The 25,689-nt window shown below is 69.7% G+C and carries 30 protein-coding genes and 1 tRNA gene; 20 read left to right on the top strand and 11 right to left on the bottom strand.

Going from position 1 to position 25,689, the window contains the following annotated elements; genetic code table 11:
- Nucleotides 1-5: 5 nt before the first annotated feature.
- The 5 genes from FE256_RS03755 (at nucleotide 6) to FE256_RS03735 (ending at nucleotide 3,518) form a co-directional block, all read left to right on the top strand.
- The gene (locus FE256_RS03755; RefSeq protein ID WP_138172916.1) at nucleotides 6-326 is read left to right on the top strand and encodes a hypothetical protein; all 321 of its coding nucleotides are present in this window, start codon (nucleotides 6-8) and stop codon (nucleotides 324-326) included.
- Nucleotides 327-370: 44 nt separating this feature from the next.
- On the top strand, nucleotides 371-685 hold the full coding sequence (locus tag FE256_RS03750; protein WP_138172914.1) for a hypothetical protein: 315 nt from the start codon (nucleotides 371-373) through the stop codon (nucleotides 683-685).
- Between the two features lie 13 nt (nucleotides 686-698).
- Nucleotides 699-1,028, top strand: coding sequence for a hypothetical protein (locus FE256_RS03745; RefSeq protein WP_138172912.1), 330 nt, complete (start codon nucleotides 699-701; stop codon nucleotides 1,026-1,028).
- 128 nt (nucleotides 1,029-1,156) lie between these two features.
- The gene (locus FE256_RS03740) at nucleotides 1,157-1,414 is read left to right on the top strand and encodes a hypothetical protein (RefSeq protein WP_138172910.1); all 258 of its coding nucleotides are present in this window, start codon (nucleotides 1,157-1,159) and stop codon (nucleotides 1,412-1,414) included.
- Nucleotides 1,415-1,424: 10 nt separating this feature from the next.
- The gene (locus tag FE256_RS03735; protein ID WP_138172908.1) at nucleotides 1,425-3,518 is read left to right on the top strand and encodes a putative Ig domain-containing protein; all 2,094 of its coding nucleotides are present in this window, start codon (nucleotides 1,425-1,427) and stop codon (nucleotides 3,516-3,518) included.
- Between the two features lie 211 nt (nucleotides 3,519-3,729).
- Here FE256_RS03735 and FE256_RS03730 read toward each other — a convergent pair whose 3' ends face one another.
- The 9 genes from FE256_RS03730 to FE256_RS03700 all read right to left on the bottom strand — a co-directional run bounded on the left by FE256_RS03730 (nucleotide 3,730) and on the right by FE256_RS03700 (nucleotide 8,396).
- On the bottom strand, nucleotides 3,730-4,788 hold the full coding sequence (locus tag FE256_RS03730) for an IS481 family transposase (protein WP_252370890.1): 1,059 nt from the start codon (nucleotides 4,786-4,788) through the stop codon (nucleotides 3,730-3,732).
- Nucleotides 4,789-4,882: 94 nt separating this feature from the next.
- Entirely contained in the window at nucleotides 4,883-5,200 is a 318-nt protein-coding gene (locus FE256_RS03725; protein WP_138172906.1) for a helix-turn-helix domain-containing protein, read from the bottom strand.
- A gap of 51 nt (nucleotides 5,201-5,251) precedes the next feature.
- Nucleotides 5,252-5,506: a hypothetical protein gene (locus tag FE256_RS03720; RefSeq protein WP_138172904.1), complete on the bottom strand. Its 255-nt coding sequence runs from the start codon at nucleotides 5,504-5,506 to the stop codon at nucleotides 5,252-5,254.
- A gap of 347 nt (nucleotides 5,507-5,853) precedes the next feature.
- Entirely contained in the window at nucleotides 5,854-6,060 is a 207-nt protein-coding gene (locus tag FE256_RS03715; protein WP_171024171.1) for a helix-turn-helix domain-containing protein, read from the bottom strand.
- A 17-nt stretch (nucleotides 6,061-6,077) separates the two neighbouring features.
- The gene (locus FE256_RS18025) at nucleotides 6,078-6,221 is read right to left on the bottom strand and encodes a hypothetical protein (RefSeq protein ID WP_171024165.1); all 144 of its coding nucleotides are present in this window, start codon (nucleotides 6,219-6,221) and stop codon (nucleotides 6,078-6,080) included.
- On the bottom strand, nucleotides 6,218-6,391 hold the full coding sequence (locus FE256_RS18020; RefSeq protein ID WP_171024170.1) for a hypothetical protein: 174 nt from the start codon (nucleotides 6,389-6,391) through the stop codon (nucleotides 6,218-6,220). The genes FE256_RS18025 and FE256_RS18020 overlap by 4 nt, the downstream gene beginning before the upstream one ends.
- A gap of 39 nt (nucleotides 6,392-6,430) precedes the next feature.
- A complete protein-coding gene (locus FE256_RS03710; RefSeq protein ID WP_502704854.1) occupies nucleotides 6,431-7,525 on the bottom strand; it encodes an IS30 family transposase in 1,095 nt (364 codons plus the stop codon).
- Between the two features lie 217 nt (nucleotides 7,526-7,742).
- Nucleotides 7,743-8,021: a hypothetical protein gene (locus FE256_RS03705; protein WP_138172898.1), complete on the bottom strand. Its 279-nt coding sequence runs from the start codon at nucleotides 8,019-8,021 to the stop codon at nucleotides 7,743-7,745.
- A gap of 111 nt (nucleotides 8,022-8,132) precedes the next feature.
- Nucleotides 8,133-8,396: a hypothetical protein gene (locus FE256_RS03700; protein ID WP_138172896.1), complete on the bottom strand. Its 264-nt coding sequence runs from the start codon at nucleotides 8,394-8,396 to the stop codon at nucleotides 8,133-8,135.
- Between the two features lie 45 nt (nucleotides 8,397-8,441).
- Here FE256_RS03700 and FE256_RS03695 point away from each other — a divergent pair, with 45 nt between their 5' ends.
- Both FE256_RS03695 and FE256_RS18015 read left to right on the top strand, forming a co-directional pair.
- A complete protein-coding gene (locus tag FE256_RS03695) occupies nucleotides 8,442-8,642 on the top strand; it encodes a DUF3263 domain-containing protein (RefSeq protein WP_171024169.1) in 201 nt (66 codons plus the stop codon).
- Nucleotides 8,643-8,698: 56 nt separating this feature from the next.
- Nucleotides 8,699-8,854, top strand: coding sequence for a hypothetical protein (locus FE256_RS18015; protein WP_171024168.1), 156 nt, complete (start codon nucleotides 8,699-8,701; stop codon nucleotides 8,852-8,854).
- Here the strand turns inward: FE256_RS18015 and FE256_RS03690 are convergent.
- Entirely contained in the window at nucleotides 8,848-10,047 is a 1,200-nt protein-coding gene (locus FE256_RS03690; protein ID WP_138172892.1) for a tyrosine-type recombinase/integrase, read from the bottom strand. The genes FE256_RS18015 and FE256_RS03690 overlap by 7 nt on opposite strands.
- Nucleotides 10,048-10,253: 206 nt before the next feature.
- On the opposite strand from FE256_RS03690, the gene FE256_RS03685 reads away from it, so the two are divergent.
- The 7 genes from FE256_RS03685 to FE256_RS03655 all read left to right on the top strand — a co-directional run bounded on the left by FE256_RS03685 (nucleotide 10,254) and on the right by FE256_RS03655 (nucleotide 15,971).
- A tRNA-Arg gene (locus FE256_RS03685) sits at nucleotides 10,254-10,321 on the top strand.
- Nucleotides 10,322-10,693: 372 nt separating this feature from the next.
- Nucleotides 10,694-10,948: a DUF6458 family protein gene (locus FE256_RS03680; RefSeq protein ID WP_138172890.1), complete on the top strand. Its 255-nt coding sequence runs from the start codon at nucleotides 10,694-10,696 to the stop codon at nucleotides 10,946-10,948.
- A gap of 37 nt (nucleotides 10,949-10,985) precedes the next feature.
- Entirely contained in the window at nucleotides 10,986-12,110 is a 1,125-nt protein-coding gene (locus tag FE256_RS03675; RefSeq protein WP_138172889.1) for a serine/threonine-protein kinase, read from the top strand.
- Entirely contained in the window at nucleotides 12,107-12,640 is a 534-nt protein-coding gene (locus tag FE256_RS03670; protein WP_138172888.1) for a hypothetical protein, read from the top strand. Before FE256_RS03675 ends, FE256_RS03670 begins: the two co-directional genes overlap by 4 nt.
- A gap of 44 nt (nucleotides 12,641-12,684) precedes the next feature.
- Nucleotides 12,685-13,494 carry a transglutaminase-like domain-containing protein gene (locus FE256_RS03665; protein WP_138172887.1) on the top strand — a complete coding sequence of 270 codons (810 nt, stop codon included), beginning with the start codon at nucleotides 12,685-12,687 and terminating at the stop codon, nucleotides 13,492-13,494.
- Nucleotides 13,495-13,533: 39 nt separating this feature from the next.
- Entirely contained in the window at nucleotides 13,534-15,198 is a 1,665-nt protein-coding gene (locus FE256_RS03660; protein WP_138172886.1) for an arginine--tRNA ligase, read from the top strand.
- A gap of 2 nt (nucleotides 15,199-15,200) precedes the next feature.
- Nucleotides 15,201-15,971: an LmeA family phospholipid-binding protein gene (locus FE256_RS03655; RefSeq protein ID WP_138172885.1), complete on the top strand. Its 771-nt coding sequence runs from the start codon at nucleotides 15,201-15,203 to the stop codon at nucleotides 15,969-15,971.
- 7 nt (nucleotides 15,972-15,978) lie between these two features.
- Here the strand turns inward: FE256_RS03655 and FE256_RS03650 are convergent, their stop codons facing one another.
- On the bottom strand, nucleotides 15,979-17,076 hold the full coding sequence (locus FE256_RS03650; RefSeq protein ID WP_138172884.1) for an ATP-binding protein: 1,098 nt from the start codon (nucleotides 17,074-17,076) through the stop codon (nucleotides 15,979-15,981).
- A gap of 259 nt (nucleotides 17,077-17,335) precedes the next feature.
- Here FE256_RS03650 and lysA point away from each other — a divergent pair, with 259 nt between their 5' ends.
- The 6 genes from lysA (at nucleotide 17,336) to prfA (ending at nucleotide 25,507) form a co-directional block, all read left to right on the top strand.
- Nucleotides 17,336-18,784, top strand: a complete 1,449-nt coding sequence (gene lysA, locus FE256_RS03645; RefSeq protein WP_171024166.1) for a diaminopimelate decarboxylase — start codon at nucleotides 17,336-17,338, stop codon at nucleotides 18,782-18,784.
- Complete coding sequence (locus tag FE256_RS03640; protein ID WP_138172882.1) at nucleotides 18,781-20,112, top strand: homoserine dehydrogenase; 1,332 nt, start codon at nucleotides 18,781-18,783, stop codon at nucleotides 20,110-20,112. Before lysA ends, FE256_RS03640 begins: the two co-directional genes overlap by 4 nt.
- A 1-nt stretch (nucleotide 20,113) precedes the next feature.
- Nucleotides 20,114-21,196 (top strand): threonine synthase, encoded by a 1,083-nt coding sequence (gene thrC / locus FE256_RS03635; RefSeq protein WP_138172880.1) that lies wholly within the window; start codon nucleotides 20,114-20,116, stop codon nucleotides 21,194-21,196.
- A complete protein-coding gene (gene thrB, locus FE256_RS03630) occupies nucleotides 21,193-22,125 on the top strand; it encodes a homoserine kinase (RefSeq protein ID WP_138172878.1) in 933 nt (310 codons plus the stop codon). The genes thrC and thrB overlap by 4 nt, the downstream gene beginning before the upstream one ends.
- Nucleotides 22,126-22,279: 154 nt before the next feature.
- A complete protein-coding gene (gene rho, locus FE256_RS03625; protein ID WP_138172876.1) occupies nucleotides 22,280-24,412 on the top strand; it encodes a transcription termination factor Rho in 2,133 nt (710 codons plus the stop codon).
- Nucleotides 24,413-24,430: 18 nt separating this feature from the next.
- On the top strand, nucleotides 24,431-25,507 hold the full coding sequence (prfA, locus tag FE256_RS03620; RefSeq protein ID WP_138173033.1) for a peptide chain release factor 1: 1,077 nt from the start codon (nucleotides 24,431-24,433) through the stop codon (nucleotides 25,505-25,507).
- The last annotated feature ends 182 nt before the right edge of the window (nucleotides 25,508-25,689 follow it).

Below are 25,689 nucleotides of genomic sequence, written 5' to 3'. Positions count from 1 at the left end.
GCCACGTGACCATCGAAGACCTCGTGAAGCTCATCATCGCGATCACCTCCGGTGGTCTGCTCGTGAAGATCCTCGACTGGGTCCGCGACGCCCGGCAGGGCCACCTGCAGAAGCGGCGTGCGGAGGTCGACGCTGCGATCGCCGAGCGCGACAAGGCGCGCGTGGAGCGCGACGTCGCAATCGCGCGGGTCGGCTGGCTGGAACGGTGGGTGCGGATCCTCGAGGAGGCTCTCGCGCTCGCCCGCCGCCGGTTCATCGACGCGCCCTGCACCGACCCGGACGAGCTCGACCCGTACCCGTCACGGCCAGACCGCGACACCTCCTGACTCCGGGTGCCCCGGGGTCTTCGTCTTGAAAGGACACCCCAGCCATGAGCGCACGCGCCGCTATCGAGCCGCCGAAGTTCTCGCGTGATCTCGGCAACGGGGTCGCCTACTCCTGGACGTGCGAGGAGCCCGAAGGGCACATCCACGCCATCGAGTGCCTGTGGGTGTGGCACGACTGCGGGAAGATCCTCGGCCCCGAGACGGTCGCCCCGGGCGAGCGATTCGGATGGCGACCTTCGGGGCACCGTGCGCACACGCTCGTGCAGATCGAACCACTCACCATCACCGCCTCCGTCATCTGGCCCGACTGCTGCGGCAAGCACGGGTTCATCACCAACGGCTCCTACGCCGACGTCTGAAAGGACACCCGCCATGAAGGCTCTGTTCGACTCCATCGTCCGTACCCTCGTGCCGATCATCGTCGGCGCCGTTATCGGATGGGCTGTCACCTCCGGCATCACCCTCGACGACCAGTTCGAGGTGGCGCTGACCCTCGTCATCACGGGCGCGTTCCAGGGCGTGTACTACATCGGTGTGCGGCTGCTTGAGCTGTACGTCGCGCCCCGGTTCGGGTGGCTCCTCGGAATCGCCCGTCTGCCGGCGTACGCGCCCGACCCGTCGACTGTGACGCGCACGGAGTATCAGGACGCGATCGACCCGCACACGGCCCGCTACCGGGCGCCTGGCGGACACAACGAGTGATCCGTTTCCTGCTCGCGGCGGCCGTCCTCTGGGCGGCCGCCGCTCTCACGTACCCCGCTTTCACCCGCATCACCCCGTCGTCATCCCAGCCGTCACCCTGTCGGCATCACCCCGTGTAGGAGGCGCACATGCCGTTCTCTCGACCGCAGTGGCGCGACGGGGACCCGTCCAAGGCCGTCACAGCCGAGAAGCTTGACATCCTCGGCCAGCAGTACGACACCGTCGCGGCGGACGCGGACAACCCCGACACTCCCGTAGGCGCCGCTGTTGCCCGTGCGATAGCCGCGGCTGGGGCGGGTGGCGGATACACCGACAACGGCGACGGCACTATCACCCTGAACCCTGGCTCATTCACCGACAACGGTGACGGCACCCTGACTCTGTGAGGCGGACAAAATGCCTGGACCTGTCATCTACACCAAGGAAGCAGCGGACTCCATCTTCGTTCTGGGCGCGTCGGCTCCTGAGCTTATCGATTCGCGGGTGTCCGCTGCGGCGCCCAAGATCGCGCAGGGGCAGGCGCGTGCACTTCGGGCGAACCGGATATACAACGTGCAGAAGCTCGCCCGACTGGCCGCGGCCCTCGGGCGGCAGGACATCACTCCTGCGGTGATCACGTGCTTGACTCACTCGATCGGTTGGGGTATCGGATCCGACGACGTCAACGGTGGCATGGTCGACCCGAACGGTCTGTACCGGGAGAACGCGTGGCCCGTGGTGCTGCGGAAGCTGTTCGCCCGCGACAACCGGCAGGCGGTGGCGCAGAACTTCCTCGGCCTGTACTCGGCGTACGGGGTCGCTTCGTTGTCGACTTCGCCGGCACCGGCGTTCTCGCCCACGCTGGGGCCGTTCGATAGTTATGTGTCGACGCCGGGTGGTTTCCAGTACGGGGGGTACAACCTCTACGCGGCGGGGGCCGCGTCGATCACGATCCCCTCGACGTTCGCGGGCCGGTTCACCGCGCTGGACGTGTTCTATTGGGGCTCAGATTCGGGCGTGACAACCCCGGTGCGCCCGAAGGTGACCGTCGATTCCACCGTCGCCGACGCCGGCACGACGACTGTGGTGTCCGGGACGCTGAACGTGATGCGGCTGACCGGGTTCACCGACGTCGCCCACGACATCACGGTCAGCCACCCCGGCGGGTCCACGAACGGCGCGTACGTGTTCGCGGTGGTCCCTCACCGCGGCACCGGGGTGATCGTGAACCGGGTCGGCGCGCCTGGATCGAAGGCGTATGACATTGCTGGCGCAGCCACCGGCACGGCGCGAACTCGCAACATCAAGGCGTCGGTTCTATCCGGGTACTCGCACATGGTGGTCATCGAGTTGGACACGAACGACGTGTACGCGCAGACACCGATCGCCACGTGGAAGACCCAGATCCAGGAAGCGATCACCGAAGCCGTCGCGGGCGGTGCGTGCGTGCTGCTCGCGTCGTCTCCTCCGATCAACGGGGGCGAGGCGTTCGCGATCCCGGAGTCCGCCTACCAGACGGCGGCGCGGGAGTTGAGCGATGCGAACGATCACGTCGCGTACTGGCCCGGGCACCTGGTGATCTCCGACCGCACACAGGCCGTCGCGGACGGGTACTACCCGCCCGCCGCACCCACCACCGTTCACTTCGGCACCCTTGGGCACAAGGACTATGCCACCGCCCTGCACGACGCGCTCCCGCTCCCGTACGGGGACTACAGCGGCGGCACGATCACCGCGCCGACGATTACCACGACCGCGCTGAACTCCATGTTCGTCGGATCGTCGTTCTCGCAGGCGCTCACCGCGACCGGCACGCCACCGCTGACCTATACGGTCACCTCGGGTGCGCTGCCCGCAGGGCTGGCCCTGTCCTCGGTTGGTGTGATCTCCGGTACCCCGACTGCGGCCGGGTCGTACACGGTCACCATCCGCGCGTCGAACAGTGCCGGCACGAACAGTCAGACGTTCGCCGGCACGGTCTCCGCGTCCACCGGGTTCACCGACGACTTCAACCGCACCGACTCGTCCACCACCCTCGGCACCACCACCGACGGGAAGACCTGGCAGACGATCAACAGCAGCGTGTGGGGCATTGCGGGGAACGCGGCGTACTGTCCCACTCCCGCGTCCCGCGGATACGCGTTCGTTGACACGGGTGCGCAGAACGGGACGCTCACGGCGGTCATGTCGGTGACGGCGAGTTTCGCGGGCGTTGCGTTCCGCATCTTCGACGCGTCGAACCTGTTCTACGTGCAACCCAACAGCACCACCCTGGAGCTGCGGAAGGTCGCAGGCGGGGTGGGAACGCTGGTGGGGTCCGCTACGGGGCTCACGTTCGCGAACGGGGACACCCTCTCGGTGGTGTTGTCCGGCAACTCGATCTCCGTGAGCCTCAACGGCACCGAACGGATCACCTACACCGACTCGACGTTCGCGACGAACAAGAAGCATGGCCTCACCGCCGCAGGGACCGTGGCACGGTTCGATTCTGCCTCGTTCGTGGCCGGGTGACCGGGAGGACCACGATGATGGAGAACACGTGGCCGTCGTCGCCGTGGCCTCTGGCCTTCGAGAACGCACCCACGGTCAGCCGAGGTGGCAGAGAGTACGTCCGGTCTGACGTGGGCTTAGAACTGGCCCGCCGGATCGCTATCGAAGATCAGTCACTGTTGTCCGCGCTCGCGGCCTACTAGATGTTGTATCTCATGACGTTGTTCGCACGTCAGAAGAGGTAGTCGTCGCTGGTGGCCCGCGGGATCTCGACCGCGGGCCACTGCATCGGCTGGGGCTCGATGCGGAAGTCTGACGGGGCGAGCGACGCGGGCGGCTTGTAGCCGAGCGCGGAGTGCGGACGCTCGTGGTTGTAGTAGTTCAGGAAGTCCGTCAGCGCGGCGATCCGGGCATCTTCGGACTCGTAGCCGCGGACGTAGAGCCACTCGGCTTTGAGTGTCTGATTGAATCGCTCGACCTTGCCGTTCACCCTCGGTGTGTAGGGCGGCGTGAATCGGTGATCGGTGGCCGTTGAGGCGAGAGCGGATTCGTAGGCGCGGGAGCGGTAGGCGCTGCCGTTATCCGTCATGTTCCGCTCGAGCTTGTCGATACCGTGGCGCGCCAGGAACGTCGCGGTGCGGAGCCAGAATCCCGCAGCGGTGATGCCCCGCTCGTTCAGGTGCACCTCGGAGTACGCGAGCCGCGAGTACGCCTCGATCGCGGAGTGGACGTAGATGTAGCCGACCTTGCCGATGCCCTTCCGTTTCGATTTCCTGGCGAGGTCAGTGCCCTGGCCGTGGATGAACCATCCACCGCCGTCTGGGATGCGGCCGACCTTCTTGACGTCGACGTGCACCATGTAACCCGCGTACTTCGCGACCATCGTCTTCGGCTCACGCTTGTTCTCTCCGGTTGGCTCATCCATGTCGGCGACGCGGCTGATGCCTCGGCGGTGGAGGATGCGCTGCACTGTGGAGTGCGAGATCTCGACGCCGAGGGTGCTGTTCATGTGCGCGGCGATCCGTGCGGCTCCCCACTTCGACGAGCGGCGGATGTCAAGCACCAGATCTACGACGTTGTCAGGCGTCGCCGTGGGGCTCGTGAGCGGGCGGGATGACATCTCTTCGAGACCGCACCATCCGTGTTCGCGGTAGCGGGCGTACCACTTCGCCGCGGTGCGGCGAGAGATGCCCATCTCGTCAGCGACGTGCGCGATCGGCCTGCCTGTCTCGAGGCGCTCGATCAGTCGGCGCTTGCCCTCTGGGGTGAGCGGTGAGTTCGCGTGTGACAACGGTCATCCAAGTCCGGACAGCCCGGTCGGCTGTCCCCAATGGATGGCCCCCAAAGTGGTGAGGGAAGTATTGCACGCACCACAGACACAGCGGCTACTCGGCGCGCCACTCGATCTGAGCCGCGGGCAGACGGTCGATCAGGCGGGCAGCAAGAGCGAGATACCAGCTGCGCTCCCTCGGCCCGCTCGGCACTTCGACAGGGCCAGCGGCTGCCTCGGTGATCAGAACGTCAAGCTCGGCGTCATGCTCGGATCGAAGAGCGAGCAACGCTGCCTCGGCGGATGGGGAAGGGGCGTACTTGCCAGCCTCCCATCCGCGGATCGTGCGGGGGTTGATCCCGAGCTCGTCGCCGAGCTGGTCCGCCGTGAGTCCAAGCAAGCGCCGCGTTGCCGCGATCTGTGCGGAGGTCATCCTGTTCCTCGATCATTTGGAGCGGGAGGGCCGAAGCCCTCCCGCTGGTATTCAGTGGCTGTCGCGGCGGTAGAGGCGGTTGGCGGCGGTGCGAGCCTCTGCCTCGGTAGCGAAGGTGCCCTGTGCGAACATCTGGCCCTTGGCGCTGACGCGGTGGATCTGGAAGACGACCTGGCCCTTGTAGGTGGTCCATTCGGTGACCGCGACGCCCCAGCGGTTGCGGGTCTCAGCGAAGGCCAGCTCGCGGTAGGTGCCGCCATCGATGTGAGTCTTGACGATTCCCTTAGAAGCGGTGGTGGTGTTCATCGGAGTCTCTTTCCGGTCTTGCCTGGGGCTTATTCCCCTTGGCGATGAATCCAGTATAGCACCCTAAAAGCGGGTGCTGTCAAGTCCGAATCCAAAGAATCCTGAGACGAGTTTCACCGAGGCGACCGAGGCAGAGCAGCATGCGCCGAGGAAGCCGAGCTGACCGAGGCAGCAGGCCCGCAGATGTAACCAACGTCATGACATAGAACAACTAGACAACAACGCCCCCGGCCTCCCTCCCTTGGGCGAATTCTAGGGATCGTTGCAACACGGTGTGGTTTGAGCATACGAAAAGAGCGCCCCTCCTGGCCTGACGGCTGGGAGGGGCGCTCTTCTGTGTTGTGGGGTCAGGGGCGGGCGTCGGTCTTCCATCGGCTGATGGTGTTGGTGCTCTTGCCAAGAAACTCGGCGAGGACGCGGACGGATGCGCCGTTGGCGCTGGCGGCAAGGACCGCGGCGCGCAGCTCGTCGTAGGACGATTCGTGCGCGTCGAGCGCGGCGCGGAGGCGCTGCTCGTCGGCCGGCGCGAGGGCGCGCTTGGGGTTGGGGGCCACCCGGGCAACTGTAGCGGTCATCGCTTACCAAGCTCCTCCATCTGCTCCCGCGCCCATGCGGCCCCTTCCTCGAACCCAGCCATGAGCAGGTCGGCGTCGTAGCGGTCCCTGACGTTCTTGTGGGAGTAGCGCGAGATGGCCTCTTGGCGCGCATCGGTCATGCTGCGTGCTCCTCGACAGCGAGGCCGAGAGCGATGAGCCCCTCCGCTTCCTCGACGCCAATGCGGAAGTTGCGTCCGCGGAAGTACTCCGTGGCGAAGCGACGGCCGTTCTTATCGGTGCGGAAGGTGACGAACTTGATGCGGGCGGGCTTCGTTACTGTTGCGGTCATAGCAACAGTTTAGCTCTAGTGTGGCGACTGCCGCAACACTTAGGCGGCATCAATCAGGGCGGCGAGGCGAGCTGCCGGCGTCTCCCAGTCGAGCGTCTTGCGCGGCCTGGAGTTGAGCTGATCAGCGACCCGCTGCAACTCCTCCGCGCTGTGCAGGGAGAGGTCGGTGCCCTTCGGGAAGTACTGCCGTAGCAGGCCGTTCGTGTTCTCGTTGCTGCCGCGCTGCCAGGGTGACGCGGGGTTGCAGAAGTAGACCGCCATGTCGGTCGCCAGGCTGAACGCCTTGTGCTTGCCCATCTCGCTGCCCTGATCCCAGGTGAGGGACCGTCGCAGCTCGGCGGGCAGGGTCTTCATCGTCCTGACCAGCGCCGCGCTGACGGTCATCGCCCCGCGGTCTTCAGGCAGATGGACGAGCATGGTGTAGCGGGTGGTGCGCTCGACCAGCGTCGCGATCGCTGACTTCGACCCGACGCCGATAATGAGGTCGCCCTCCCAGTGGCCCGGAACGGCGCGATCCTCGATTGAGGCAGGTCGATCGCTGATCATCACCATCGGGTCGCGATAGCGCGGCTGGCGGGCCTGTGACTGCTTCTGCGACCGGCGTCGCGCCCGGCCGGTGCGCAGGGCGATGTGCAGTTCCCGCCGCAGCTCGCCGCGGCCCTGGACGTAGAGCGCCTGATAGATCGTCTCGTGGACCACGTGCATCTCCGGCCGGTCGGGGAACTCCCGCCGCAGCATGTTCACGATCTGCTCGGGACTCCATCGGAGCTCCAGCTTGCTCTGGATGTAATCCCGAAGCTCGACGTTCTCCGCGATCTTCCCCGTCTTCGGCCGCGGCAACCGGCTGTCCGCCCTCACCTGCGCCGAGTACGGGCGGTAGTTCCCCGAGACCGGGCTCGAGTTCCGGCGCACCTCCCGGCTGATCGTGGACGGGCTGCGGACCAGCGCCTTCGCGATCGCCCTGATGCTCTCGCCGGCCTGCAACCGATCAGCTATCGCGACCCGGTCCAGCTCCGACAGGAACCGCGGCGAAAGCTCATCACCCGGCGCCCGCACGTGCTGGCGATTCACCGGCCCGTTCTTCGATGACTGCCAGACCCCGGACCGCCATCGCTTCGTCGTTCGGTAGTTCACGCCGACGATCCTGGCGGCCTGCCGATACGAAACGCCAGACGCCACAAGGGCGGCGTACCTCTCACGCTCAGCGTGGAGGCGACCCCGCCCTTGTGGCACCGCCCGGTTCGCCCTGATCTTGAACTCTTCGTCTTCCACTGCAACCCCAAATCGGACGGGTGTTGCAACGATCGCTAGAACTCAAGCTTGTGAGGTGACGTCGGGGGCGTTTCGTCGTTCATCCCCGCACGGTGACGGCGTTGCGCCAGACGACGGGTTCCCAGTGGTCCCCGCCCACGTCGATGCTGACCATCACGACCCGGTCGTTCGCTCCCCGCGCGACCCCGGGTTCACGTGTTGCGGGCCGGTCACGCCACGACACCCACACCCACACTGGCCGCGTCCCCGTGAACCATCCGATCGGTTGCGGGCCCCACGCCGGCGTCGGCAACGTGACCGGCGGCACCCTCGCGAGCGTCTCCTCGAGCTTCCCTGCCGTGACCTTCACCGAACCCATGACCCGGAACAGTAGACGCCCCCACCGAAACGATCACCGTCCCTCCCGCACCGTGAGTGCAGGGAGGGGCGTTTCGTGCGTCTACAGGGCGCACACGGGCGCGGGGGTGTGTCAGAGCGTGGCGGCGACGATCAGCATCCACACGACAGCGACGAGCCCGAACACAGCCCCCACCACGGGAGCAACCCAGGGCGCCCCAGCGCGGCGGGCGTTCACCGCGGCCAACACACCGACGATGACGGCCGCGGCACCCAGCACGGCTCCGACGATCTTCGCCGCCGGGAACAGGACGATCACGATCAGCAACCCGACCGCGCCGAGGGTGATCGCGGTGATGCTGATGCCGGTGAACGCCGGCCGTGTCGACTGCTCCATGCGGACAGGGTACCGATGTCGCACCCCGTGCGGACACTAGATCCCATGCCCACCGTCCCCGACCTGTTCGACTTCGAGAACCGCCACCCCCGGCACACGTCCCGCAAGGAAGCAGCGATCGTCGACGAGTTCGGACTCTCCCCGGCCAGGTACTACCAGCTGCTCGTGCACGCGGCCACCTCGGAGGAGGGCGTGAGAATCGACCCGCTGCTCTGCGGCAGGATCCGCCGTCGCTCCGCGGCATAAGCGAATGGCTCATCAACGAGTGACGATAAGTCGCCCGCCCCGCTAGTCTCACGCCCATGGATACGAACACACGAAACGCGATCGAGAACGCCCGCAACGCCGCGGCGAACGTCACCGACGGACAGACACGTACCGCTCTGCTCGCCCTCGTCGCGGCGATCGAAGCTGCCAGCGGTGAGGGCAGCAGGGCGAACCGATCCGGAGCCTACTGACCGGGATACCCGAGGCTTGCAGACATCGCTAGCAGCGCCTTCCGCATGCGCTCCCGGTTCGCTTTCGACCGGTACTCCCGTGACATCGCCCGCGTCGAGTGGCCGACGATGTCCATGATCGTGTCCATATCGACCTCGGCGGCATCGAGCAGGTCGACCGTGGTGTGCCGCAGGTCGTGGAGCCGGACGGGACGGTCGATGCCGGCGGCGTCACGGGTCGCGTTCCACCGTGCCGTGGCGTCGTCCGGGTCGATGGGGGACGGTGCGCCCGCCCTGCCGGATACGAACGCGAGACCCCACGGGTTCTCTGTCGCTGACTCGCGGGCCGTGTCGAGGATCGACCGGAGCGGGTCGACCAGGGGGATGATGCGCCACCCCGCCCGGGACTTCGGCCGGGTCAGGTGCAGTCCACCCTGCAGGTGACGGTGCTCGAACCCCTCGGGCACGATGAACCGCCGCTTCGGGCACTCAGACGGCCGGGGTAGGCCGCACCGTCCACGGCATCCGTGCGCGTACTCCAGACGCTGCAGCTGCCACGACAGGTCGATATCTTCCCCGATGCGGTCCCATTCGAGGCCGATGATCTCGCCGCGACGGGCGCCGGTGAGGATGAACGTCGCCCACATGTACGCGTCCGGTGATGCGCTGAACGTCTCAAGCAGCCGCTGTGCCTCCTCGACGGTGAGCACCTCGAGGTCGGCTACAGCCTTCCTGGGGCGGAGGACGAGGTCGACGGGGTTCCGGTCGATCTTCTCCTCCCGCTCGGCGTCGGCGAACATCGCCGCCATGACGCCGTGAGCGTTCCGCCGGTATGTGGACGACAGGCCCCCGGATTCCATCCGTGCGAGGACCTTCCGGATCGCGGCGGCGTTGAGCTTGTCGAGGCGTGTCCCCCCGATGACGGGGACGATGTGGTTCTCGATGACGGACCGGTAGGAGGCGACGGTCTTCGGCCGTCGGTTCTTCGCGACGATGTCCGTCATCCAGTAGTCCGCCCATGCGGAGACCGTGGGGGAGGAGGTGGCGACATCACCCTTCTTCCGGATGGTCGCTTCGACCTCATCGAGCGCTGCTCGCAGCGCCGTCTTCGACTTCCGCCGGATGTACTTTCGCCGGCGTGTTCCGTCTGGTGCCGGGGGGAGTTCGACGGCGACCGTCCAGAGCCCGCGGGCGTCCTGGAACATCTTCGGCATGCGGGGTCCTGTGGTCGGTTACTGCGGGTGGGGGAGAGAGTCGCGGGCACCGTTGACCGCTTCTCTTCTTCTCAGGCGTACGACGTCTGTCACCGCTCGTTCCTCTCGTGAGGTGCAACCATCTGGTGCAACCATTATGGGCGCGTCCCGGATAGTCCGGGATCGCATGAGAGAGACGCTACACCGCACAAATGATGCGTCGCAAGTCACAAGCGGGTATCTGCTTGGTTTCCGGTACCAAAGGTCGCAGGTTCGATTCCTGTCGGGGGCACCAGTCGTGACACGGGGTCGCGGGTCGTCGAGATCCTGCGGCCCCTTTCTCGTGAACCAGCACGGTCGAGTCCGACTCGCGCGACGACGGCGACAGCGAGGCCCCGCTCGGCTTCGGGACCATCGATCTCAACCGACCCCCGACCTGGGTTCCGTCCGCCAGGCTACGGCCCTGCCGTGCCGACGATGGGCGGGCGGTTGCGCTGGTCCACGAGCGGGCGCGTGAACACGTCCCGTTCGCCCGACCCCGCGCGGTCGATGTATCCACAGCACAGCTGGGGATGCGACGGAACCGACCCCGGTCGCGCTTGTCAAGACCTCCCGACCGTTCACCGGGGCGATGGCATCCTGGGCTGACCCTCCCGAAAGGACTGCCATGAGCATCGGAGCCGGCATCGCGCTCATCGTCATCGGCGCCATCCTCGCGTTCGCCGTGGACCTCCCCAACGACTACGTCGATCTCACGACCATCGGCTACATCATGATGGGAGCCGGTGCGGTCGTCTTCGTCATCGGTCTCGTGCTGATGGTCCGTCGTCGCCAGACCGACACCGTCACCCGCAGCGAGGGGGCGGGCGGCGCGCAGGTCACGCGTTCGACGACGCGGTCCTCGAACGACGACCTCGTCTGAACACCGCCGGGAGTTCGTCCCGGCATCGGGGACCCGAATGACAGACACCGACACGACGCAACCGTCCGACCCCGCCATCGACGACCTGTTCGACGGCCGGTACCGCCTCGGACGGGTGCTCGGCGAGGGCGGGTACGCGCGTGTGTACGAGGCGGTGGACACCTCGCTCGGGCGGACCGTCGCGCTGAAGGTGATCACGGGCGACGGCGCCGATCCCGCGGATGCCGCGCGCGTACGGTCCGAGATCCGGCTGCTGGCCTCGCTCTCGCATCCGTCGCTCGTGACGCTGTACGACGCCCGCTTGTCGTCACCGCCGACCTACCTCGCGATGGAACTCATCGCCGGGCCCACGCTCACCGACCTCGTCCACCGCGGACCCGTGCCTGCGGTCGATGCCGCTCGGTACGGTCGCGAGATCGCCGAAGCGCTGTCGGTCATCCATGGTCGCGGGATCGTCCACCGCGACGTCAAACCGTCCAACATCCTGTTGCGCCCGCCCGCGCACACCGGGGAACGGGCGCGGGCGACCCTCGCCGACTTCGGGATCGCCGCCCTCGTCGGGGCGACGCGCGTCACGCGAGCCGATACCGTCATCGGCACCGCGGCCTACCTCAGCCCGGAACAGGCCCGCGGAATGCCGGCCGCCCCCGCGAGCGACGTCTATTCGCTCGGACTCGTCCTGATCGAGGCGCTCACCGGCCGCCGCCCGTTCGGCGGGCGAACGCCCCACGAAGCTCTGGCGGCCCGGCTGGTCTCGCCGCCCGAGATCCCCGCGTACATCCCCGCCGCCTGGCGTGCGCTGTTGACCCGCATGACGGCGATCGACCCGGCGGAGCGACCGGATGCCGCCTCCCTCGGGGCCGAGTTCCGCTCGCTCCCGAACGAATCGGTGCCCACCGTCCCGCTCGACGAACCGTCGCCGGAGCCGCCGGACGCCCTCACCCGCACGCGGGTGCTGCCGCCGGTCACCGCCCCCGCGCGCCCGACGCGTCGACGCGCCGCGATCGTGGCATCCCTCGTCGCCGTGCTCCTCGCCGGGGGAGGGATCGCCACCGCGGTCGCGATCGGATCCACCGCACCCGCGAGCGACCCGGGGCTGCCCGCGCTGCCCGCACCCCTGGACCAGCACGTCGACGACCTCTGGAAGGAACTGGGCCCGTGAGTCTCCGCCGAACCGCCACGACGGCGCTCGCGCTCGCCGCGGTGCTCGCGCTAACCGGATGCACGCCGCCGGCCGCCGAACCGACCGCGTGGCAGGGCGTGGTGCAGACCCTCGCGTCGCAGGCGTCGGGCGGCGATTACGCGTCGGCGTCGGCGACGCTCGATCAGCTCGACGCCGACGTGACGGCGCAGCGCGACGCCGGGAGCCTCTCCGCCGCGGAGGCCGAGGCGATCCTCGCCCGCATCGCCGTCGTCCGCGCCGATCTGTCCTCGCTCCTGCCCGCTCCGGAGCCGACCGCCGAGAGCACGCCCGAGCCGACGACCGAGAGCACCACCCCGGTCGTCGAGGACACGCCCGACCCCACACAGAGCACCGTGGGGGACGACGATGCCTCCGACGACGAACCGACGCCTCCCGGCGACTCGGCGACACCCGACGAACCGGGCGGAAAGGGGCCGGGGAACACCGGTCCCGGCAGGGGCGGTCCCGGCCACGACCGCCCCGGTGGCCCGGGCAAGAAGGACGGATGACCGGCGCGCGCCCCACCCCCTCCGGGCCATGCGAGGATTACCCGGTGCCGCGCCGAGTGACCGCTGAATTCGACCTCGATCTGGGGTCCTCCGTCGACCTCATCTTCCAGATCACCGCTGCCCAGGGGGTGCCCCTGGCGAGCGAGCATCTGACGTTCTCGAGCGGCGACCGTGTGTACACCCCGACCGAGATCGTCGACCAGTCCGGCAGTCGTCTGCACCGGCTCTCCGGCGAGCAGGGGCCGCTCTCCGTGCGCTACGAGGCCGTGGTCGCCGGGGCCTCTCCGACGTTGCACACGAGCGACCTCGAGACGATCACCTACTTGCGCCCGAGCCGCTACTGCCAGTCCGACGAGGTGTTCGCCCAGGCCCGCCGGCAGTTCCGCGGACTCGCCGGTGCCGACCTGATCGCGGCGGTCTCGACGTTCGTGGCCTCCAGCGTCACCTACACGCCCGGGCTCAGCCTCGGCACCGACAGCGCCGTCACGACCCTCATGACCGGCCAGGGCGTCTGCCGCGACTACGCGCACGTCGTGATCGCGCTGCTGCGCGCGATGGACATGCCGGCGCGGTACGCCGCGTGCTACGCGCCGGGGCTCGAGCCCATGGACTTCCACGCCGTCGCCGAGGCGTACCTCGACGGCGCCTGGTACGTCATCGACGCGACGCGGCTGTCCGACCGTCGCTCGCTCGTGCGCATCGCCACGGGCCGCGACGCCGCCGACTGCGCCTTCCTCAGCTACCACGGCGGGTACGTCGGCCTCGAGCGCATGTACGTCGATGCGGTCCTGGAAGAACAGACTCCGGATGCCACCGGCCACGACGACCACGAAGCCCTGGTGCAGATCGGCTGAGGCGGGCGTGCCGCCCGCGCGGCCTAGAATTGCAGGGTTATGGATCCCGCAGCCCTCTCCGCCGCCCTGCTCGCCGTCATCGCCCCGCTCGCCGAGGCGCGACGCGAGGGTTCGTCGTCGGGGCTGACCGCCGCCGACCTGCCGCTGGAGCGGCCGAAGAACCGCGATCACGGGGACTGGGCGTCCAACGCGGCGCTGAAGCTGTCGAAGGTCGTCGGCGCGAACCCGCGCGAGTTCGCGGCGGAGATCGCCGCGGGCCTCGAGGGCGTCGCCGGCATCGCGAGCGTCGAGGTCGCCGGTCCGGGCTTCATCAACATCCGACTGGAAGCCGCCGCCGCCGGCGCCCTGGCGAAGACGATCGTCGAGCAGGGGGCGGCGTTCGGATCGAACGACTCCCAGCGCGGCAACACGATCAACCTCGAGTTCGTCAGCGCCAACCCCACCGGTCCGTTGCACATCGGCCACACGCGGTGGGCCGCCCTCGGCGACGCGATCGCCCGTGTGCTGCTCGCCAGTGGAGCCACACTCGTGCGCGAGTTCTACATCAACGACGCCGGCGCCCAGATGGAGCGCTTCGGTCGCTCGGTCGTGGCGGCCCTGCACGGCGAGCCGACCCCCGAGGACGGCTACGGCGGCGCGTACATCGGTGCGCTCGCCGAGCGGGTCGCCGCCGCTCAGCCCGGCATCCGCGACCTCGACCGGGCCGAGCAGATCACCGCGGCCACCGAGCTGGCCTACGAGTTCCAGCTGGGCGAGATCCAGGCCTCGCTCGAGCGGTTCAACGTGCACTTCGACGTGTGGTTCTCGGAGCGGACGCTCCACGCGCGCGTCGACGGTCAGCCGAGCCTCGTCGACGAGGCCGTCGACCGCTTGCGCGCGCAGGGACACGTCTTCGACGACGAGGGCGCCGTGTGGGTCCGCACCACGGATTTCGGCGACGACAAGGACCGCGTCATCCGTCGTTCCAACGGCGAGTACACGTACTTCGCCGCGGATGCCGCGTACTACCTCAACAAGGGCGATCGCGGCTTCGCGCACAAGATCTACCTGCTCGGTGCCGACCATCACGGCTACGTGCACCGCTTGAAGGCGCTCGCGGGCGCGGCCGGCGACGACCCCGAGAAGGACATCGAGGTGCTCATCGGGCAGCTCGTGTCGATCAACGGCGCCAAGCTGTCCAAGCGCGCGGGCAACATCATCGAGCTCGACGACCTGCAGGAGTGGCTCGGCACCGACGCGCTGCGGTACTCCCTCGCGCGGTACCCGGCCGATTCGCCGCTGACGCTCGACCCCGAGATCCTGCAGAAGCGCACGAACGACAACCCCGTCTTCTACGTGCAGTACGCCCACGCGCGCACGCACAACGTCGCTCGCAACGCCGCCGATTCGGGTGTCGACCGCTCCGAGTTCGCCCCCGAGATGCTCGAGCACGAGACCGAATCCGCTCTGCTGGGCGCGCTGCAGGAGTACCCGCGCGTCGTCGCGTACGCCGCAGAGGTGCGCGAGCCCCACCGCGTGGCCCGCTACCTCGAGGAGCTCGCGGGGCTCTATCACCGTTGGTACGACAACTGCCGCGTCATCCCGCTCGGCGACGCCCCGATCGAGTCCGTGCACCGCACGCGTCTGTGGCTGAACGACGCGACCGGTCAGGTGCTGCGCAACGGCCTCACGCTGCTCGGCGTCGGCGCTCCGGAGCGCATGTAGTCATGACGGATGCCACGCGGCCCCGCCGCCGGACCGGCCGGACGATCGCAATCGTCGCGGTGATCGTGGTGGTGGTCGCGGGTCTTCTCGTGGCCGCCGAGGCGATCGCGCGCTCGGCCGTGGCGAGCACGGTGCGCTCGCTGGTCGTGCAGAAGGTGGGTCTGCCTGCCGATCAGCCGGTCGACGTCGAGGTGCCGGGTATCGTCCTGCCGCAGCTGATCTCGGGTCGACTGGACGAGGTCGGGGTGTCGGCGGACGACGTCGCGATCGGGTCGCTCACCGGTGACGTCCGTGTGCGGTTGCAGGGCGTTCCGGTCGCCGGGGGCGCGGCCGCATCGGGCGGTTCGGCTTCGGTGCGCCTGGATCCCGCGCAGCTGCGGGCGCTGCTGTCGCAGATCCCCGATTTCCCGTCGGACACGGTCGGCACCGCGGCGCCCGACGTCACCCTCTCGACGCGGTTCTCGGTCTTCGGCGTCCCCATCCCGGTCGGGATCTCCCTGACCCCGGGCGCCGCCGGCGGCGACCTCACGCTCACGCCGTCCTCGTTCGAGCTCGGCGGCAACCGCGTGGATGCCGAGACCCTCCGCGGTCAGTTGGGCGGCGTCGCCGACGGTGCTCTGCGGACGTGGAACCTGTGCATCGCCGATCGCCTTCCCGCCGGGCTGACGCTCGACTCGGTCACCGTGCAGGGCGACGACCTCGTGGCGATGTTCGCCATCGACGGTGGCCTGCTCGACGACCCCGCGCTGCAGCAGAACGGCACGTGCGGCTGAGCCGCGCTCAGACCGACGCGCGCAGCAGACCCGCCTCGATCAGCGATTGAAGGGCCCGATCGGTGACCTCTCCGGGATCGGGGCAGGCGAACGCGGCGTCGACGGCCGCGACGAGCTCGTCGCGCCGCACACCGGAGGCCGCGCGCCACAGGGTGGGCGCGACACCCGCGAGCACCCGCAGCGTCCCGCTGCCGTCGGTGTGACCGGACAGCACCGCGAGTCGGTCGTCGGGCAGTGCGCACCAGTCGACGGCGTCCGCGCGCTGGTACCGAGTTCCGTCCCCGGGGGACCCCGGGTCGGGGTCGGCGAGCCGGAGCGGGGCCGGATCGGCGGGCTCGGATCCCGCGCTGGGCGACGGAGAGGCGGCATCCCGCAGGAGTGCCGCGAGATCGCCGACCTCGCCGTACTCCGCGCGGAGGGCGCCGCCCGTGCGGTCGATGAGCTCGACCATCGTGCGGACGGGGTGTCGCAACTGTACGAGAGCACTCGACTGGCCCGCCAGCTCGGCGATCGCCTCGGAGGTGGGGACGGGAACGAGCCGGGCGTCCGACGATCCGGGACGCCGGGCGAGCAGGATCAGCCGTGACAGGTGCAGCTCGGCGGCGGGGAGCGCGCCGAGGGCCAGCTCGTCGGGGGAGCGCTGCACCTTGTGCGACACGCCCTCGGTGATGACCGACAGCGGTTTGCGGTACGGCAGAACCGTGCCGGAGGCATCGATGCCCACCGTCTCGTCCGACACGTAGCCCGCCGTGCGGGCGAGCGTACGGACGGCGGTGGTCTTGCCGGCACCCGACTCTCCGACGAGGACGACGACGCCGCCGTCCGGGCCGGCGACCCCAGCGGCATGCAGCATCCAGAGGTCGCCGCGCCGTGCCTCGATGGCCGCCATCGTCACGGCGCTGGAGAGTGCGGCGAGCATGGGGCCCTCGCCGTGGGAGGCCGCGGGGGCGACGACGGTTCGCGGCGCGGCGCTCTCCGCGGAGACAGCGCCGCTCCACGCCGACCGCACGGCGGCGCGTGCCGGCGGCTCGAGCGCAGAGAGATCGATGCCGATCCTGACCCCGAGGGCATCGACGACGAGGGGGGACGATGATCGGCGCGGCACCGGTTCACGGTAGGTCCGGCGCCGCGCTCGGCGGATCGTCGTTCCGCCGGCACCGGCTCTCCGCCCCCGCAGTTCACCCGGTGCATCACTCGTTCCGCGGGCGGCGGCGCCCGCGGTCAGCGGCATCCACCGGTCATGGGAAGGGGGCGGCATACGCCGTGCCCTAGACTGCAAGGACTGCCTGTCGCGTGACGCCCCGCGCGGGCAGGAGCCGTGATCCGCGGCCGTCGCGTCGCCGCAAAACCCGATTGGTTCCTCCGTGTCCGCCTCGCACTCCGCGCTCGTGCCCGAGTGGCTCACCGCCCCGGCCGAAGCGAACGAGCTCGTCGCCTCCGTCTGGCCGTCTTCCGCGCGTCGAGTCGACGACGGCTCGGTCGAGGTCGGGGGCGTGTCGATCTTCGACTTGCGTGCCCGCTTCGGCACCCCGCTCTACGTGCTCGACGAGGCCGAGGTGCGGGCGCACGCCCGCCGGGCCCGCGACGCCTTCGCCTCGGCCGCCGCGCGTCACGGCATCCGCTCGCGCGTCTATTACGCAGGCAAGGCCTTCCTGTCGGCCGAGGTCGTGCGCTGGGTCACCGACGAGGGCCTCGCCGTCGACGTCTGCACGCGCGGCGAGCTGGAGGTCGCGCTGGCCGGCGGCGCCGAACCCGCGCGCCTGGGGTTCCACGGCAACAACAAGAGCGTCGACGAGCTCGAGCGCGCCGTCGACGTGGGGATCGGCTCGGTCGTGGTCGACAGTCCCATCGAGATCGAGCGTCTCGCCGCGATCGCCGATCGTCGCGGTGCGGTGCAGTCCGTCCTGGTCCGGGTGCGCACCGGCGTGCACGCCGAGACCCACGCCTTCCTGGCCACCGCCCACGAGGACCAGAAGTTCGGCTTCTCGCTCGACGGCGCCGCCGAGGCGGTCGCTCGCATCCGCGAGCTGCCCGGTCTGCGCTTCGTCGGACTCCACGCCCACATCGGGTCGCAGATCTTCGACTCCTCCGGGTTCCGCGAGTCCGCGGCCCGACTCGTCGACCTGCACGCCGACCTGCTCGCCGGGGGAGAGATCCCCCTCCTCAACGTCGGGGGCGGTTTCGGCATCTCCTACACGTCCGTCGACGACCCGCGCCCGATCGAGGAGATCGCCGACGGCATCCTCGATGCCATCGCACAGGAGTGCGCGGTGCGCGGCATCCCGATGCCCGACGTCGCGTGCGAGCCCGGACGCGTCATCGTCGGTCAGGCCGGCGTGACGCTGTACGAGGTCGGCACGGTCAAGAAGGTCGAGATCGGCGAGGGTCGCGAGCGCACCTACGTCAGCGTCGACGGGGGGATGAGCGACAACGCCCGTCCCGCCCTGTACGGCGCCGACTTCTCCGCGCGGATCGTCTCGCGCGAGAGTGCCGCCGCCCCCGCCCTCTCGCGCGTCGTCGGGCACCACTGCGAGTCCGGTGACATCGTGGTGGATGCCGAGTACCTTCCCGGCGACGTCACCCCGGGCGATCTGCTGGCGGTGCCGGCCACCGGCGCGTACTGCTTCTCGCTGGCGAGCAACTACAACTACACCCCGCGCCCCCCGGTCGTGGCGGTCCGCGACGGCGAGGCGCGCGTGATCGTGCGCGGAGAGACCGTCGAGGATCTGCTGTCCCGCGACGCCGGCATCGCGGCATCCGCTTCCTTCTCATCCCGCGGCTCGGCCGCACCACCCCACGGAGACATCGAATGACCGACTACCGCACGCTGCGCGTGGCGCTGCTGGGCGCCGGTGCCGTCGGCTCGCAGGTCGCCGACCTGCTGCTCAAGCACCGCGCCGAACTGGCCGACCGCGCCGGAGCCACCCTCGAGCTCGCCGGCATCGCCGTCCGCGACCTCGACGCCAAGCGCGACACCGATCTGCCGCGCGAGCTGTTCACGACGGATGCCGAGACCCTCATCGTCGGCGCGGACATCGTGATCGAGCTCATGGGCGGCATCGAGCCGGCGCGCGCGCAAGTGCTGCAGGCCATCAACTCCGGCGCCGACGTCGTCACCGCCAACAAGGCGCTGCTGGCCACGCACGGCTCCGAGATCTTCGAGGCCGCCGATCAGGTGGGCGCCGAGGTGTACTACGAGGCCGCGGCCGCCGGTGCCATCCCGATCATCCGCCCGCTCCGCGACTCGCTCGCCGGCGACCGCGTCGTGCGGATCATGGGCATCGTCAACGGCACGACGAACTACATCCTCGACCGCATGGACACCGAGGGCGCCGACTTCGCGGACGTGCTCGCCCAGGCGCAGGCGCTCGGATACGCCGAGGCCGACCCCACGGCCGACGTCGAGGGCTACGACGCCGCGCAGAAGGCCGCGATCCTGGCGAGCCTGGCGTTCCACACCACCGTGCCCCTGGATGCCGTCCACCGCGAGGGCATCACCCAGATCGATGCCGCGATGATCGAGTCCGCGCGTCACGCCGGCTACGTCATCAAGCTCCTCGCCGTATGCGAGCGCCTGCCCGCCGCCGAGGGCGAGTCGAGCGAGTCGATCTCGGTGCGCGTGTACCCCGCGCTGGTCGACCGGACGCACCCGCTCGCGAGCGTGCACGGCGCCAACAACGCCGTGTTCGTCCAGGCCGAGGCCGCCGGCGACCTCATGTTCTACGGCGCCGGTGCCGGCGGCGTGCAGACCGCCTCCGCCGTCCTCGGCGACGTCGTCTCCGCGGCCCGCCGCCACATCGCCGGGGGAGTGGGCGTCGGTGAGTCCACGCGCGCCAATCTCCCCACCGTGCCCATCGGCCGGGTCATCACGCGCTACCAGATCACGCTCGAGGTCGACGATCAGCCGGGCGTGCTCGCCACGGTCGCCGGCATCCTCAGCGAAGGGCGCGTCTCGATCGCGACCGTCGAACAGACCGTCATCGAACCGGATGCCGACGACACCGCCGCGAGCGGGTCGGCGCGTCTGGTCATCGGTACACACCAGGCCCGTGAGCAAGACCTGAGCGAGACCGTCGAGCGTCTCGCCGCGAGCGGCGTCGTCGAGCGCGTGGTATCCGTACTGCGCGTGGAAGGGAACTGACATGGCACACGTCTGGCGCGGAGTCCTCCGCGAGTACGCGGACCGTCTGGGCGTCACCGACGCCTCCACCGTCGTGACGCTCGGCGAGGGCGGCACCCCGCTCATCCCGGCTCCCGCCCTGTCGCGGCGCACCGGCGCGGACGTCTGGGTGAAGTTCGAGGGCATGAACCCCACCGGGTCGTTCAAGGACCGCGGCATGACGGTCGCGCTCTCGCGCGCCGTCGAGCACGGCGCCAAGGCCGTCATCTGCGCCTCGACCGGCAACACCTCGGCCTCGGCCGCGGCGTACGCGGCCCACGCCGGCATCACCGCCGCCGTGCTCGTGCCCGAGGGCAAGATCGCGATGGGAAAGCTGAGCCAGGCCGTGGCCCACAACGGCCGGCTGATCCAGATTCGCGGCAACTTCGACGATTGCCTCGAGATCGCCCGCGAGCTCGCCGACCACTACCCGGTGCACTTGGTCAACTCGGTCAACCCCGACCGCATCGAGGGCCAGAAGACCGCCGCGTACGAGGTCGTGGAGCAGCTGGGCGACGCCCCCGACTTCCACTTCATCCCCGTCGGCAACGCCGGTAATTACACGGCGTACTCCCGCGGCTACCGTGAAGAGGCCGACCGCGGCGTTTCCACGCGTGTTCCCCGCATGTTCGGTTTCCAGGCCGCCGGCTCCGCCCCGCTCGTGCGCGGCGAGGTCGTGAAGAACCCCGAGACGATCGCGAGCGCCATCCGCATCGGCAACCCCGCATCGTGGCACTTGGCCCTCGAGGCCCGGGATGCCACCGACGGCTGGTTCGGCGCCATCGACGACGACCGCATCCTCGCCGCGCAGAAGATCCTCGCCGGCGAGGTGGGCGTGTTCGTCGAGCCGGCGTCGGCGATCAGCGTCGCCGGTCTGCTCGACCGCGCCGAGGCGGGCCTCATCCCCGCCGGGGCCAAGGTCGTGCTCACCGTCACCGGTCACGGTCTGAAGGACCCGCAGTGGGCCCTGCGCAAGGCCGACGGCACCGAGGTGCAGCCCACGGTCGTCGACGCGACGACGTCGGAGGTCGCCTCGGTCCTCGACCTGAAGCCGGTGGCCGAGTGACCGCAGCCCTTGGGCGCCGGGTCGCGGTCCGCGTCCCGGCCACCAGCGCCAACCTCGGCCCCGGGTTCGACACCCTCGGTCTCGCGCTCAGCGTCTACGACGAGCTCACGGTCGAGGCTCTCGAGCCGGGGCGCCTCGAGATCGAGGTCAGCGGTGAGGGCACCGAGGACGTCCCGCGCGATGCCTCGCACCTCGTCGTCCGCGCGATCGCGCACGCCTACGCGTCGGTCGGGCGCGAGGTGCCGGGCCTGCGCCTGGTCGCGCACAACGTCATCCCGCACGGGCGCGGAATGGGATCCTCCGGCGCGGCGGTGGTGGCCGGCATCCTGGCCGCCCAGGGGCTGCTCGAGGGCGAGGCCGACTTCAGCGACGTCGACCTCCTGCGCCTCGCTACCGAGATGGAGGGTCACCCCGACAACGTGGCCCCCGGCCTGTTCGGCGGCCTGACGATCGCGTGGATGGATGCCGAAGGCCCCCAGCACAAGCAGCTCATCGTCCACCGCGGCGTCTCGCCGCTCGTGCTGGTGCCGAGCTTCACGATGTCGACGGCGGTCGCCCGGAGCCTTCAGCCGCTGCAGGTGCCGCGCGAAGACGCGGTGTTCAACGTCTCGCGGTCGGCCCTGCTCATCGCGGCGATGACGCAGAGCCCCGAGCTGCTGATGGCGGCCACGGAGGACAAACTGCACCAGAACTACCGCGCGCAGGCGATGCCCGAGACCGACCGTCTGGTTCGCTCGTTGCGCGCCGAGGGCTACGCGGCCGTCGTGTCGGGCGCCGGCCCGAGCGTGCTGGTGCTCGCCGACGGTCCGGGCCAGCGTCTCGGGGCTGCCGAGCTCGCCGGGTCCCTCGTCGACACCCCGTGGCAGACGCTCATGCTCGCCGTCGACGTCAAGGGTGGTACAGTGAAGGCCGCAGAGGGTTCCGCTTAGCACGCGAATCTGAGCCTCTGCGACACCTGCGAAATCCGCAACAAATCGCGAACCCGGTATCGGCTGCAGTCTTCCGAACCGCTGGTGAGTGTCTTCGTCTGCCCTCTGCACCGACGACCCGCGATCTGACCACGTTTCATCCTGAGGAGCACTCGTGGAGTCCATCTCCGAGACCCAGCCCGTTGACGCGCCCGAGGGCGCGAACACCACCCCCGAGGAGCAGCCCGCCGCTCCCGCCGACGAGACGCTGTTCGACGCGCCCGTCGACGGCGAGGGCGAGGAGGCCCCCGTCGCCGAGGAGCCCGCGGCCGACGCCGAGGCGGCTCCGGCTGCCGAGGAGCAGCCCGCTCCGGCCGAGCCGGTCGCCGAGGAAGCGCCCGCGGCTTCGGCCGAGGAGCCCGCCGCCGAGGAGGCGCCCGCGGCTTCGGCCAAGGAGCCCGCCGCCGAAGAGGCGCCGGTCAAGCCTGCGCGCGCGCCGCGCAAGCGTGCGCCGCGCCGTGCGAAGAGCGCCCCCGCCGAAGAGACCCCGGCCGCCGAGGCTCCCGACGCCGCCACCGCCGAGACTCCGGCCGTCGACGCCGCCACCGAGGCTCCCGCCGCCGAGGCGCCGGCTGCCGAGGCTCCGGTCGCCACCGAGACTCCCGCCGCCGAGGCGCCGGCCGCCGAAGAGGCCGCTGCCGAGGGCTCCGCGCCCGAGGCCGAGCCGGCGACCGAGGGTGCCCCCGTGACCGACGACGCCGAGGCTCCGGCCGAGAGCGCCCCCGTGACCGACGCCGCCGAGGCTCCGGTCGAGAGCGCCCCCGAGGCCGACACGAACGCCGAGGCCGTGGCATCCGGTGCCGAGGCCGACACGACCGACGAGTCCTCCGAGACCCCGTCGCGCGGCCGCAGCCGCAGCCGGTCGCGCAACCGCAACCGCAACAAGGCCGAGACCGCCGACAAGAGCGAGGCACCCGCCCCCGCCCAGGCTGCCCCGACCGAGGAGGCCGAAGCGCCCGCGCAGAACGGTCAGCAGGCTCAGCAGCAGAACCAGGGCAACGGCCGCAACCGTCAGCGCAACAAGCGTCGCGGGCAGGCCACGACCGGTGATGAGTTCGAGAGCGAGATCGGTGAGGACGACGTCCTCGTCCCGATCGCCGGCATCCTCGACGTGCTCGACAACTACGCGTTCGTCCGCACGACCGGGTACCTCCCCGGTCCGAGCGACGTCTACGTCTCGCTCGGCCAGGTCAAGAAGTACAACCTGCGCAAGGGCGACGCGGTCGTCGGCGCCATCAAGCAGCCGCGCGAGAACGAGCAGTCCAGCCGCCAGAAGTACAACGCGCTGGTGAAGGTCGACTCCATCAACGGCCTCTCCGTCGACGACGCCGCCACGCGCGTCGAGTTCGGCAAGCTGACGCCGCTGTACCCGCAGGAGCGTCTGCGCATGGAGACCGCGCCCGAGAAGCTCACGCAGCGCCTCATCGATCTGGTCGCACCGGTCGGCAAGGGCCAGCGCGGCCTGATCGTCGCGCCCCCCAAGGCGGGCAAGACGATCGTGCTGCAGCAGATCGCGAACGCGATCGCGCAGAACAACCCCGAGGTCCACCTCATGGTCGTGCTCGTGGACGAGCGCCCCGAAGAGGTCACCGACATGCAGCGCACGGTGAAGGGCGAGGTCATCGCCTCGACGTTCGACCGTCCCGCCGAAGACCACACCACGGTCGCCGAGCTCGCCATCGAGCGGGCGAAGCGTCTGGTCGAGCTCGGTCGCGACGTCGTCGTGCTGCTGGACTCGATCACGCGTCTCGGCCGCGCCTACAACCTGTCGGCACCGACCTCGGGTCGCGTGCTGACCGGTGGCGTGGACGCCTCGGCGCTGTACCCGCCCAAGCGCTTCTTCGGCGCCGCGCGCAACATCGAGAACGGCGGGTCGCTCACGATCCTGGCGACGGCTCTGGTCGAGACCGGTTCGAAGATGGACGACGTGATCTTCGAGGAGTTCAAGGGCACCGGCAACAGCGAACTGCGCCTGAACCGCCAGCTCGCCGACAAGCGCATCTTCCCGGCGGTGGACGTCAACGCGTCCTCGACTCGTCGCGAAGAGATGCTGCTGTCGCCCGACGAGGTCAAGATCACCTGGAAGCTGCGTCGCGCCCTCGCGGGCCTCGACCCGCAGCAGGCCCTCGAGGTCGTGCTCGGCAAGCTCAAAGAGACGCAGTCCAACGTCGAGTTCCTCGTCCAGATGCAGAAGTCGATCCCGGCCCCCGCGCGCGGAGACAACGGGCACGACAACGGCATCCGCTGAGCCGTGTCCGACTCCGGCATCCTCGAGTCCGTCCGCGGGCTGATCGACGAGCACCGGCAGGTCGAGCTCGAACTCAACGACCCGGCCGTGCACGCCGATGCGGCGCGCGCGAAGCGGGTCAACCGGCGCTACGCCGAGTTGAACCGCATCGTGCACGCGTACGACGCGTGGCGGGCGGCATCCGATGACCTGGATGCCGCGCGCGAACTCGCGCGTGAAGACGAGGCCTTCGCCGAAGAGGTCCCGGCGCTCGAAGAGCGGCTCGAGGAGTCGCAGGAGCGCTTGCGGCGCCTGCTCATCCCGCGCGACCCCGACGATGCCCGCGACGTGATCATGGAGATCAAGGCCGGCGAAGGCGGGGCGGAGAGCGCCTTGTTCGCGGCCGACCTGCTGCGGATGTACCTGCAGTACGCGGCATCCATGGGCTGGAAGACCGAGCTCCTCGAACGCAACGAGTCCGACCTCGGCGGCTACAAGGACGTCCAGGTCGCGATCAAGGGCTCGTCCAGCGACCCCGCGCAGGGGGTGTGGGCGCACTTGAAGTACGAGGGCGGTGTGCACCGCGTACAGCGTGTGCCCGCGACCGAGTCGCAAGGGCGCATCCACACCTCGACGACGGGTGTGCTGGTGTTCCCCGAGGTCGACGAGCCCGAAGAGGTCTCGATCGACCCCAACGACCTGAAGATCGACGTCTTCCGTTCGTCGGGCCCCGGCGGGCAGTCGGTGAACACGACCGACTCGGCCGTGCGCATCACCCACGTGCCGACCGGGATCGTCGTCTCGATGCAGAACGAGAAGTCGCAGCTGCAGAACCGCGAAGCCGGTATGCGCGTGCTGCGCGCGCGGCTGCTGGCGAAGCAGCAGGAGGAGCGCGACGCGGTGGCCGCCGACGCGCGGCGCTCGCAGATCCGCGGGATGGACCGCTCCGAGCGCATCCGCACGTACAACTTCCCCGAGAACCGCATCGCCGACCACCGCACCGGGTACAAGTCCTACAACCTCGACCAGGTGATGGACGGCGCGTTGGCGCCGATCATCGAGTCGGCGATCACCGCCGACGAAGAGGCTCGGCTCGCCGCCCTCTCCGAGGGCTGAGCCCCCGGCTCTGCGCGTCGGTCTCGGCCGCACAACTCCGGCAGATCAGGCGCGAGCCGCTGCTCCGGCCGCGGGAGCCCGCAGACCGCAGGAGTTGTGCGGTACACCGTCCCGGCCCGGGCGCGGCGGTCCTCCTCGGCCGCGGAACCTCAGGCGTCCCAGACGGGCGGGTGGGGCAACGG

It is taken from the genome of Microbacterium sp. 5K110 (assembly GCF_005774735.1).
Classification (GTDB): Bacteria; Actinomycetota; Actinomycetes; order Actinomycetales; family Microbacteriaceae; genus Microbacterium.
The sequence above is the reverse complement of the archived record's forward strand: the minus strand, read 5'-3'. Positions and strand labels throughout refer to the sequence as shown.